Consider the following 12,098-nt stretch of genomic DNA (forward strand, 5'->3'; position numbering starts at 1 on the left):
CCACATATATCAGGTTTTAGGTCAGGTTTCGAGGTAGGGATATCCACACATGGTAGGGAGTGGGGGAAACGGGGATAACGGGGAGTGGGGGAGTGGGGGAGTGGGAGACACGGGGAGTGGGAGACACGGAGACACGAGGATACGGAGAAATTTCCTATTCCCTATTCCCTATTCCCTATTCCCTTACAATGTGCGTCCGGTGGCTAAGAGATCGGTCGCGGCGATTGAGCTTAGGGGTCCTGAGAAGAAGTACCCCTGGCCCAATTCGCAGCCGAGTGCTTTTAGCCAAGCTAACTGTTCTTCCATTTCGATGCCTTCGGCGATCGCCCCTAACTGCAACTGATCGCTCATACTCACCACTGCTTGCACAATTTTGTAGTTTTTGTCCCCTGGCCGCATTTTCCCGACAAAAGATTGGTCAATTTTGAGATAGTCGGCAGGCAAGTTGTAAAGATAGCTCAGGGACGAATACCCAGTCCCAAAATCATCAATACTGATGCGAATCCCTAAATCTCTTAATTGTCCCAGCAAGTGGATAGTAGCTTTGATATTTTCAATCAACAGACTCTCAGTAATTTCTAACGTTAATGAAGTCGCTGACAACTGAGTATTCGTGAGTGTTTGTTGAATCATTTCTACCAAAGTGGGTTGCCTTAAGTCTTGTCCCGACAGATTAATACTGATTCTGAGATCCTCCAGGTCTGGGAATTGGTGCTGCCAGATCACCACTTGCTCACAGGCTGACTGCAATATCCACTGGCTAATGGTGCTGATTAGCCCAGTTTCTTCGGCAATGGCAATGAAGTCGGTAGGAGAGATAAAACCTCGCATGGGGTGCTGCCAGCGGATGAGGCATTCAAACCCAGTGAGCTGTCGTGTATTGAGATCGACAATAGGCTGGTAGTAAGGGATAAATTCCTGTTGGTCGATCGCCGTTCGGAGGTCATGCTCCAGGGTCATGCGTTTCACTGCCTGGACGTGCATCTCAGCGTCAAAAATTTCGTATCGATTGCGACCTTTAGCTTTGGCTCGATAGAGAGCGATATCAGCATCCCGAAGTAAATCGGAGGCTTCAGTGTAAGTATTTGATCCCCAAACAATACCAATGCTAGTGGTGACAAAGATGTTATGACCGTCGATGGGAGTGGGGCGATTAAACTCGGCTAATAGGCGTTCAGCAATATGGATAACGGTTGAGAGGTCAGGAATCTGTTCGAGTAGAAGGACGAATTCATCTCCTCCCAAACGAGCGGCTACATCCGTGAGTCTAATGGTGCTTTGCAGCTTTTGGGCGACGATCAATAACAACTGATCTCCAACCAGATGCCCCAAGCTGTCATTAATCACCTTGAATTGATCCAAGTCGAGGAACAGCACGGCAAAATGATAGGTGGGCGATCGCTGCGCTCTTTGAATCGCCAACTCCAATCGACTGGTGAGCAGTGCCCGATTGGGTAAATCGGTGAGGGTATCGTGAAGGGCACTATAAATTAACTGTTCTTCTGCCTGTTTGCGATCGCTGATATCGAAATTCACCCCAATCATTCGCACAGGTTGCCCTTGGGCATCTCGCTGGACAATGGCAAAGCTCTCAATGTAGCGAACCGTGCCATCCGGCCATCGGATTCGGAATTCACAATTAAAATCGTTCTCCCCATCGAGCGCTTGTTGTACGGCAGCTCGATAGGACACCAAATCGTCCGGATGCAGTGCCGCTTCCCACGCTTCATAGATTTGATAAAAGTCTCCAGGGGGAATGTCATAGAGTTCATACATACGTTCATCCCAAAGGAGGCAATTAGTGACCACATCCCAATCCCAAATCCCGATCTTTGCCGCTCGAGTCGCCAATTCTAATCGATTGGTTAAATCCTGGAGTTGGATTTCAGCCGCTTTGCGATCGCTCACATCCAGAATCAGTGTATGCCAAAGTACCGAACCATCTGGGTTCTGGGTCGGTTGACCGATTCCCTGTAGCCATTTGCGACGACCCGATGGGGTGGTAATGCGCCATTCCCAATTCCACCTGTCCAGGGTGTGGGCAGATTTCATGATTGAAGCGTGCATCCCAGACAAATCTTCTGGGTCAACCATCTCCCAGAGAATACTGGTATTTGCCTCAACTATATGGGCTTCAATTTCCCAAAGCTGATAACAACCTGGACTCATATAGAGGACTTTATCCGTACCATCGGGATACAAAATGTAGTGAAATATTGCTCCCGGCACGTTGGCAGCCACGTTTTTGAAGTTAGCCTCGCTCTGCTGTAACACGGTAAAGGACTCCTGGAGTTGTTGGGTCATCTGCTTGAAGGAGTGACTTAACTCACTCACTTCACGGGTACGGCTGGTAGCCATCTCCTCTGGGAACGATGTAGACCTTAAGGACTTCTGGGTAATCTCCTTTGCCACCTGGTTGAGCCGCAGCAACGGTTCGGTAATCCAGCGAGCTGTGAGAATGCTAGAGGCAGTGGCTAGGGCTAGTGCCCCTAGACACAGCCACAGGGTATTACGGGTGTTGGCATGAATCTGCGCCATAAAGTCAGATTCGGGCACAACAATGACAATCAGCCAGTCCAACCCCAAATCGTCAGAAAAGGGTGTAATCTGCACAATTTCCCGTGTTCCATTGGCGATGAATTCAGTGCGTTCGACTTGTTGAATCTGACGGAGATTGCCAAATTGCTCAATGAGATGTTCTGCGGTTTGCCTCACTTGTGCATCGCTGCTCTCGAGAGCATTCAATCGCTTCCACGTTTTGCTCTCAACCGTTGGGTCAATTTGAGAAAGCGGCTCGCCAGTAGAGGAGGCGACCAAATCGCCTGTACGCTCCATGATAAAAATTTGACCCGATCGCCCGATTTCGAGCTGTTCTAAGAAGTTACTGATTTGCCAGAGTGAAAGTGTGGCGTTGGTGACTCCAATCAGTTGCTTAGTTTCCGTATCATACAAGGGACTCACCGCACTGAGAATATTGAAGGGCGGATCGTGGTTTGGGTAAATGTCTGTCCAGGTCAACTGGCCAGCCATCACCGCATTCCGATACCAGGGACGACTCTTGAGGTCAAAGTTATCGACGCTTATTCGTTCTCCGCGATCGCCTTGTCCAGAAACGGCATAGGTATGGAGTTGGGTTTGGCCAGGGTCAATAGCTCGGATGGCCATTTGCCCCTCTTTTGTCACCCCAACCCCCACGACTTCCCCAGTTTCATAACCAACGGCAGTGATAAATAACCCCTTATGATGCTGCATCTGGTGCCAGAGATACCGAGTTAATAGGTCTATGTCGGTTAGATCGGTTAGGTTTAACTGTTGATGAGCCAGGGTATCGGCAATAACGCCTTGAGGAATTCGAGTATATTGAGTAACATAGCTTACGGTTCGGGCTGCGATCTCCTGCCAAAGATCGTCAGCAACATTATCAACCGCCTTTTGTCCATTCCGAATTGAAAGCCACGCCGTAAGACTAACTGCTACTGTAATTTGTACCACAAAAGGAACAATCAGGATAATTCTTAATGGAGTATTGGCTAACAAGCACTGTAACATTTTGCTGTTTCCTTAGCAGTTACTCGGCTCCTCTCTAGAGTTGTAGTGGGATGGGTCTGATGCAAATTTCAAGATTGCATTATTTGTATAATCGTTGATCCCCTGGCAAAATCAATTGTCTTTTCACCATTACAAACTGATAAGGAGTTTCACTACATTCATCCTAGCCGTATTCTGCTACGATCCGATCAAATTCCCTGCCCTCTTTGACTTATCCTCTCTTCAAGGGAAAAAACGATATTGAACGCACATCTATAATTGGTAATTGCGTTTACAGTGTCTGCGATCGCCATCGACGACAATAACCAAAGCAAACCCGTTCAAGGATTGACCACTTGTTATGCCCACTCAACAACCCACACCTGCGATCGTTGTCATGCATGGCGATCAGACCGGAGAGGAGCTTCTAGCCGAGGCTTTACGGGTCTTGCAACCTGGGGTAATTGGCCAACCTCTGGAATTCATCGATTATGATTTGAGTTTGGACAACCGTCGAGCCAGTAACAATCAGGTGGTTTGGGATGCTGCCACTGTTGCCTGTAAAACGGGACTGGCTTTGAAGGCTGCCACCATTACCCCAGAAACGCCAGGTGATGTGGGTAGCCCCAATGCCATCTTGCGAGATGCCTTGGGAGCCTCGGTGATTTTACGAACCGGCAGACGCATTCCCCAGATTCGACCGGTAGGTGGCGTTTATGCCCCCATTACCATCGTCCGCATGGCTGTAGATGATGCCTATGGCGCGAAGGAATGGCGAGAAACCACGGAAACCGGGGATGAAATTGCTTGGCGCACCTCCAAGATTAGTCGTTCCATTTGCCGAACGGTAGCCGAATTTACATTTACCCATGCCAAGCGGACGGGAGCTAAAGTCTTTGGCGGGCCAAAATTTACAGTCAGTGCCACCTATGAAGGCATGTTTAAGGAAGAACTGGATGAGGCAGCCCAGCGCTATCCGGATGTCGCCTACCAACCCCTACTGATTGATGCTACATTTGCGCTCTTGCTACAAAATAGCGGCGAAGCGTTGGTAATACCTGCTCTCAACCGGGATGGGGACTTACTCTCCGATATGGTGTTACAAATGTATGGCAGTATTGCCGGTTCGGAGAGTTTAGTCATGGGCTTTGATGCCGATACCTTGCAGGTGAAAACGGTGATGGCAGAAGCGCCCCATGGCACAGCTCCCGCTCTCTATGGTAAAAATATTGCCAATCCCATGGCTATGATTTTAGCTTGTGCTGCCCTATTGACCTATGTGAAAACTCCAGCCGGAGATCGTGCCTCACGCTCGATTTATGAGTCGGTCTTTGAAGCGATTTATGAGGGGAAAGCCACTCCCGATCTGGGCGGACAAATGACGACTTCTGAGTTTACGGATGAAGTGATTCGCAAAGTCAAGACTAAGCTGGAGGTCTGGTCTACCCTAGAGTCTACTTGATAGCAATTAAAAATTAAAAATGGGTCTTGGTAGTGTGGGAAGAAGAATAAGAGATGATGATTAGCTTGTCACCATTCCCCATTCCCCGATCTCCAAAAATCAAAAATGGCTTGAGCGGCGCGATCGCACACTCCAGGTTCTCCTAAAGCTTGGCGCATTTGGGCATAGCCTTGTTGAGTTTCCTGGCGAATCTGGGGATTCAATAATAAGTCTAAAGCAGTTTGACTAATAGCTTCAGGGGTAGCTGCCTCTTGAAGAAATTCTGGGACAATGGGTTTCATCTCCACTAAATTGGCGGGGGAGACATAGGGTAAAGAGAGCTTGAGAATATGGCGAGCGATCCAAGCGGTGAGGGGACTTAAGCGATACATGACTACTTGAGGGACATCGAGTAGAGCTAACTCTAAATTGACAGTGCCGGATTTACAAATAGCTAAGTCTGCACCGGCTAAAACGGCGGGAACTTGGTCATCAACCAGGGTTGCTCGCAGTCCAAAATCGGCGATCGCCCTTTCAATCGGTTCTCGAAACTCTGCTAGAGATAAGGGAACCCAAAATTGAACGTCTGGTAGTTTCTGCTGAATCTGTTGTGCCGCTGCAAACATCACCGGCATTAAATAGGTGACCTCTTGACGGCGCGAGGCGGGTATTAAGGCGATCGCCGTTGCATCTTCTCCTATTCCTAATGTAGTGCGTGCGCGATCGCGGTTTGGAAACGTTTGCATTCGGTCAATTAAAGGATGTCCAACCCAATTGACATTAACCTTATGCTCTCGAAAATATCGTGCTTCTTCTGGGAAAATCGCTAACAACACATCCGTAATTTCAGTTACTTTTTGGGTATCGCGTTTATTTTGAGACCAAACCCAGACCTGGGGAGCAATATAGTACACAATCGGTACTTGGGGCAAATGGCGGTGCAAATAGCTACCAATACTTAAATTGGGCCCCATATAGTCAATCAAAATAATTACATCTGGAGGATTTTGGTGTAAATAGCGCTTCACTTGCTCCTGAATCTTCAATATGGGAATCACAAAAGGCAACGCCTCCAAAAGTCCCACAGAACCAATTCCTGTGGTTTGACCCAACAATGTTGCTCCAGCCTCAGCCATGCGCTCTCCCCCTAAAGCAAAAATCTCCAGATCCAAACCGTGTTGAGAACCATAACGGTGCAAGGCTTCCACCAACAGAGCGCCTTGTAAATCTCCTGAGACTTCACCGGTACTGATAAAAATAGTGGTCATGGGAATAGGGAGTGGGGAATAGGGAATAGGGACAACAGGATTCTACCCTTTCCTTGAATAGTCCATAAATAGACTTCTTAAAGCGATAGTATAGAACAAAAGCACTTTTTCCTGTAATTATGGTTAACTTAACCCAAAGGCAGAATAACATCTCAAGAACCCCCAAAAGAGAAGACCTGCCTACCATGTACGACTTACCGAGTGAAGAAGTAGGAGAATCGGGTTTGCCAGACCAATATCATCCCATACAATCTCAACTGTTAGAGCAAACCTTTCAACCAGCTACCTATTCCCCAGAACAGGTATTTTCAGCCATGGATTTGAATCTCTACTACGATGTAGAGAATACAAACAGATACAAACGTCCGGACTGGTTTGGAGTCGTGGGAGTATCTCGATTGTATGAACAGAAAGAACTACGGATGAGTTATGTCGTCTGGCAAGAAGAAGTGAATCCGTTTATCGTGGTGGAACTGTTGTCACCGAGTACGCAACGGGAAGACTTGGGAGAAACGACTCGTAGAGACCTGACAAAACCGCCGACAAAATGGCAAGTATACGAACAATTTCTACGCGTCCCGTACTATATTGTTTATGAACGAGAACAGGACTATTTTCGAGCCTTTCAATTAGACGAAAGTGGGTATCAAGAGCTAGAGATAAGAAACCAGGAATTATGGTTAGCAGAGTTAGGGTTGGGCTTGAGATTGTGGCAAGGCAGTCATAAAGGAATCGAGCGGTTATGGCTGCGTTTTTATGACGAGTCGGGGAATTTAATTCTTACAGAAGTAGAGGAAATGGAACGAGAACGACAGGAAAAAGAGTGGGAACGACAGGAAAAAGAGTGGGAACGACAAGAAAAAGAACAAGCACAAACCGCATTGCAGGAGTTGAGAGAGCGCCTGATTGCGATGGGTTTAGATCCGGATAACCTACCGCATAATCGTTAAAAAGTTTAACGGTTATGCAGTTTCACCTGTTATGGAGTACTGTCTAATGCTCATACACCCATCTACTCCAACCTATTCCCTATTCCCTGGAATGGGACCTCGGCGGCCTTTTTCTGTGACAGATAGGTGCAGGAACTGGTGTAGGTGGGTTAATTGCTCGGTTTTCGGTAGAGTGCTTAATTGCTCTAGGGCTTGTTGAAAGGTCAGATCGGAGCGATAGAGCATTCGATAGGCTTCTTTGAGGATGCGAAAGTTTTCTTGAGTTAATCCAGAGCGTTTTAAGCCGATCGCATTGAGCGATCGCACCCGGGCCGGATTTCCCTCTACAGTCATATACGGGGGAACATCTCGCTCAATGCGACTCATTCCACCCACCATCGCCATCTGGCCAATATGTACAAACTGGTGAACTCCTAACAGTCCGCTAATTCTAGCTTTTGATTCCACCTGCACATGACCGGCAAATGCGGTGCAGTTGGCTACGATCACCTCATTTTCGAGCAAGCAATTATGGGCCACATGGACATAAGCCATCAGTAAATTGCGATCGCCAATTACTGTTGCTTCATCCGGCGCGGTTGCGCGATTAATGGTCACATATTCACGAATACAATTATCATTACCGATTCTGACCCAAGTTTGGCCCCCATCATACTTAAGATCCTGGGGAGCCAAACCAATTGCCGCTCCAGGAAAAATCTCATTTCTCTCGCCAATCTCCGTCCATCCTTCCAGCACCACATGGGAGCCAATAGTCGTATTTGCCCCTATGGTCACATTTTCCCCAATCACGGCATAGGGGCCAACACTCACCGTCGGATGAACCTTTGCACCACTATGAATCACTGCCGTTGGATGAATTAGGGTGGTCATATCTCCCCCATTCTGATTTCTCTTATCTTGCTAACACCAAATCGTTATTTACTCTTCACTCAAAATTGCAAATTTCAGCTCTCCTTCTACAATTGGTTTACCATTGACTTCTTGACCATTGACTTCTATTGTCCCTTTCATCATCACAAAACCGCGTTTTGGCATAGCTTTGGTAATTTCTGCAGTAATAATTAACTGATCTCCAGGCACTACAGGCCGGCGAAATTTAACCTTATCGATACCTGCAAAGGCAAATAATCCGCTTGGAAAATTGTCCATTTGTACCACTACAATGCCTCCCACTTGAGCCATGGCTTCAACCATTAGTACGCCTGGCATAATGGGACGACCCGGAAAATGCCCTTGAAACTGGGGTTCATTGAACGTGATGTTTTTTAGTCCTACTGCTGATTTGCCTGGCTCATAGGCAATGATCCGGTCTACTAGAGCAAAGGGATAACGATGGGGAATGATTTTCTGAATCTCTTCGACACTGAAAACGATGTTGGTTGGATCAAGAGCAGGGGTTTCTGGGCTAGTCTCGGTTTCTGTGGACATGGGTTAGACGATAAACAATAGGGATTAGATCGGTTGGGCAATTTTCCTCGCCAGTTGCACATGAAGGTGATGGCTGGCCTTAAATGCCAGATAGTGAGCCACAGGAGGAACTCCCAATAAACTCAGGTCTCCCACCAGGTCTAAGAGTTTATGGCGGGCAGGTTCATTGGCAAATCGTAAGGGGGGATTGAGCCAACCTTCAGGGCCGCAAACGAGGGCATTATCCAGACTACCACCTTTGATTAACCCTTGCGCCCGTAAGGTTTCAATTTGGTGAGCCAGTCCAAAGGTGCGAGCAGGAGCAACGGTGGTGCTAAAGGATTCGCGATCGGGTTGCCAACTGTGCCATTGTTGACCGATCTCCGCTAAGTCGAATTCAATGCCATAGGTAAAGCGCAGTTGGGGTGCGGGAATGGCAGCAACAAAGGCATCTTTATCGGCAATCCAAATGGGTTCAGTTAAGGTGGCTTCTGATACTGGAAATTGGACGGGAGGGGCCGGTTGATGACCGCGAATGGCTTCCACCCAAGGCGCGGCTGAACCGTCGAGTAAGGGGACTTCAGGGCCATTGATCTCGATTCTTGCATCTGTGATTCCGAGGGCGAGGAGGGAGGCGAGCAGGTGTTCTACTGTCCGCACGCTGGTCTCCCCAATGGCGAGTTCCGTAGATAATACGGTAGATTTGACGGCTTCGATACTGGCGGGAATTGTGGGTCGATCTCGCAGATCGACGCGCACAAAATAGCGTCCACTTCCGGGTTCTGCGGGCAGTACGTTGACTTGGGTTTCCAGTCCGCTATGCAAACCGACACCCGATTGGGTAAAGGGTTGGTTGAGGGAAGTTGCGATCGCCATGATTAAAATTTTTGTCCAATCCCAAAGTGTACTCGACTCCCTCCATCCGTATTAAACCCATAATCAATACGGATGGGGCCTAAGGGAGTATTGATGCGTACACCAATCCCTGCAGATGCTCCTGAACCGGGTAATCCACGCCGACCAGAGGGATTACCAATCACAGCATTACCCGATCCGAGGTTTGTTGCTGCATCCACAAATAATACCCCTCCGAACAGTCGGCTTACAGGGAAGCGATATTCTGCAGTACCTTCGAGGAAGTATCGACCACTACCGAGATCTCCTTCTGCAAAGCCTCTCACCGACTCTAGACCGCCCAGAATGAAGGCTTCATAGGGGGGGAGGTCTCCGAAGGTTGCACCGCCTTCAATTTGAAATGCGAGGGCTTGGGGGCCTTCGGTGAAATCCGTAAATTTGACCGGGACAAAGAAGGTGTAACTTCCCCGCAGACGACTCATGACAACGCTTGTGACAGGGATAGACTGCTCGATACTAAAGCGGGTAACTGAGCCAGTGGTGGGTTGAGCTGGGTTGTTGCGGCGATCGCTAACGATGCCAAACTGGAGCATGAAGAGATCGTCAATACCGGTATTATGGAAGGCTAGACGTTGCCCATCTTCGTCTCTAGCCGTCAGTTCGTTATCGGCATCGCGGATGGAAACCCGCTGGTATTGTATACCTAGAGAGGCTAGCCAATCAGGTTTTAAGGGATTTTCTCCCAAGGGACGGGAAAAGCGAATTCCTGCCCCCGTACGCAGCACGCGGGGGCGATCGCCATTATCTAAGCGAATGGGGTCTTCATCACCATCGTAAACCAGGGAGATCGACCGCCGCCTAAATCCGTTCGTAGTATAAGATGTGCGTTTAGGATCTCCACCAATCCACGGATCGCTGAAGCTGACATCAAAGAGAAAATCACGAGTACCAAGCTGCACTTCTGTACGCAGGGTCTGGTTGTTGCCGCCAAAGTTCGTTTCTTGATAACTTAGTGAACCGAATAAGCCACTGGCAGAACTAATACCACCACCAGCGGCGATCGAACCCGTATTTTGTTCCTGCACATTCAGCACCACTACCACCTTTGTGGGGTCAGTTCCTGGATTTAACGTCACATTCACATCCTGGAAAATTCCCAAGCCAAACACTCGCTGTAAATCCCCTTGAATCGTATCGCGATTAAAAATATCTCCCGGTTGCAAACTGAGCTGTCGAGTAACAATAAACTCCCGCGTTCTGCCCTTAACAGGAGTTCCATCTTCTTCCGTATCCTGTCCATCTCGATTCAGATAAACAATATCAATACCTTCAATTACCCCTTCGGGAATCACTAGGGTAACCGTACCTTCATCACTCACATCTGGCGCATCCACCACCTGAGCTAAAATATACCCATTCTCTTGATACCAGGTATTCAAATCTTGAATACTGACTTGAAAGCGACGTAGATTAAGAATGTTGCCATATTGATCGCCAAAAATTTCGTCAATCACTTCTTGGGGAACAACAGAAGGAATATCTGTTCCTGGATTGGCATTAATATTAACTTGTCGTAAAACTGGGTTAGGTGTTACCTCAAATGTGACGCGCACACCTAATGGGGTATCCTCTGGCGTTGCTCGCACATTAGAAAAGAATCCCGTGGCAAAAATTGCATCAATATCTTCTTGCAGTCGAGTCCGAGTTGTCGTCCGTCCGGCTTGAGTACTAATGACATCAAATACCCGATTTCTTAAGTCTCCATCGACTCCACTAACAACAATTTCTGCTACTAATACTCTCGGTTCTGATGGCGATGAATCGTTTTGACTCAGTTGAGCGTTTAGAGAAACTGGGGTTGCCGGAGCCGTTTCTACTTCCTCTATTTCTAAGAAAGGAGTAAAAGCCAACTTCTCTGAATTTTCCGCTAGCTGTTGCGGTTCGGGAAGTGAGGTAAAGGCTAACGTCTTCTCCTGAGTTATCGCATTTTCCTCTATCTCAGAAAATGAAGCAAAAGCAAGCTGCTCTGAATTTTCCGATAGCTGTTGTGGTTGGGGAAGTGCGGTAAAGGCTAGCTGCTCTGAATTTTCCGCTAACGGTTGTGGTTGAGCGAGTGCAGTAAAGGTTAATGTCTTGTTCTCAGCTACTGCATTTTCCTGCACTCCAGAAAATGGTGTAAAAGCAAGCTGCTCTAGCTGCTCTGAATTTCCTGATAGCTGTTGCGGTTGGGGAAGCGAGGTAAAGGTTAATGTCTTGTCCTCAGTTACCGCATTTTCCTCTACCTCAGAAAATGGGGTAAACGCGAGTTGCTCTGAATTTCCTGATAGCTGTTGCGGTTGGGGAAGCGAGGTAAAGGCTAACTTCTTCTCCTGAGTTATCGCATTTTCCTCTATCTCAGAAAATGAGGCAAAAGCAAGCTGCTCTGAACTTTCCGATAGCTGTTGTGGTTCAGGAAGCGAGGTAAAGGCTAATGTCTTGTTCTCTGTTACCGCATTTTCCTCTACCTCAGAAAAAGCTGTAAAAGCCAACTTCTCTGAATTTTCCGCTAATGGTTGCGGTTGGGGAAGCGAGGTAAAGGCTAACGTTTGCTCCTCAGTTACTGTATTTTCCTGTACTCCAGAAAATGGGGTAAAAGCAAGCTGCTCT

General features: G+C 47.8%; 8 protein-coding genes. 2 read left to right on the forward strand and 6 right to left on the reverse strand.

Annotated elements, in window-relative coordinates:
- Positions 1-183 precede the first annotated feature (183 nt).
- On the reverse strand, positions 184-3,549 hold the full coding sequence (locus AC3A14_RS21655) for a bifunctional diguanylate cyclase/phosphodiesterase (protein WP_487779156.1): 3,366 nt from the start codon (positions 3,547-3,549) through the stop codon (positions 184-186).
- A gap of 340 nt (positions 3,550-3,889) precedes the next feature.
- Here AC3A14_RS21655 and AC3A14_RS21660 point away from each other — a divergent pair, with 340 nt between their 5' ends.
- Entirely contained in the window at positions 3,890-4,990 is a 1,101-nt protein-coding gene (locus AC3A14_RS21660) for an isocitrate/isopropylmalate family dehydrogenase (RefSeq protein WP_318700294.1), read from the forward strand.
- Between the two features lie 68 nt (positions 4,991-5,058).
- Here AC3A14_RS21660 and lpxB read toward each other — a convergent pair whose 3' ends face one another.
- Complete coding sequence (gene lpxB, locus AC3A14_RS21665) at positions 5,059-6,237, reverse strand: lipid-A-disaccharide synthase (protein ID WP_487779157.1); 1,179 nt, start codon at positions 6,235-6,237, stop codon at positions 5,059-5,061.
- Between the two features lie 119 nt (positions 6,238-6,356).
- Here lpxB and AC3A14_RS21670 point away from each other — a divergent pair, with 119 nt between their 5' ends.
- Positions 6,357-7,187, forward strand: coding sequence for a Uma2 family endonuclease (locus tag AC3A14_RS21670; protein ID WP_318735411.1), 831 nt, complete (start codon positions 6,357-6,359; stop codon positions 7,185-7,187).
- 72 nt (positions 7,188-7,259) lie between these two features.
- Here AC3A14_RS21670 and lpxA read toward each other — a convergent pair whose 3' ends face one another.
- Genes lpxA through AC3A14_RS21690 form a run of 4 tightly spaced genes read right to left on the reverse strand, consistent with a single transcriptional unit; the run spans position 7,260 to position 11,980 of the window.
- Positions 7,260-8,060 (reverse strand): acyl-ACP--UDP-N-acetylglucosamine O-acyltransferase, encoded by an 801-nt coding sequence (lpxA, locus tag AC3A14_RS21675; protein WP_318735412.1) that lies wholly within the window; start codon positions 8,058-8,060, stop codon positions 7,260-7,262.
- A gap of 48 nt (positions 8,061-8,108) precedes the next feature.
- Positions 8,109-8,618, reverse strand: coding sequence for a 3-hydroxyacyl-ACP dehydratase FabZ (gene fabZ, locus AC3A14_RS21680; RefSeq protein ID WP_271942112.1), 510 nt, complete (start codon positions 8,616-8,618; stop codon positions 8,109-8,111).
- A 24-nt stretch (positions 8,619-8,642) separates the two neighbouring features.
- Positions 8,643-9,473 (reverse strand): UDP-3-O-acyl-N-acetylglucosamine deacetylase, encoded by an 831-nt coding sequence (gene lpxC, locus AC3A14_RS21685; RefSeq protein WP_318735415.1) that lies wholly within the window; start codon positions 9,471-9,473, stop codon positions 8,643-8,645.
- A gap of 2 nt (positions 9,474-9,475) precedes the next feature.
- Entirely contained in the window at positions 9,476-11,980 is a 2,505-nt protein-coding gene (locus AC3A14_RS21690; RefSeq protein WP_487779158.1) for a BamA/TamA family outer membrane protein, read from the reverse strand.
- Between the last annotated feature and the right edge of the window lie 118 nt (positions 11,981-12,098).

It is taken from the genome of Roseofilum sp. (assembly GCF_982964205.1).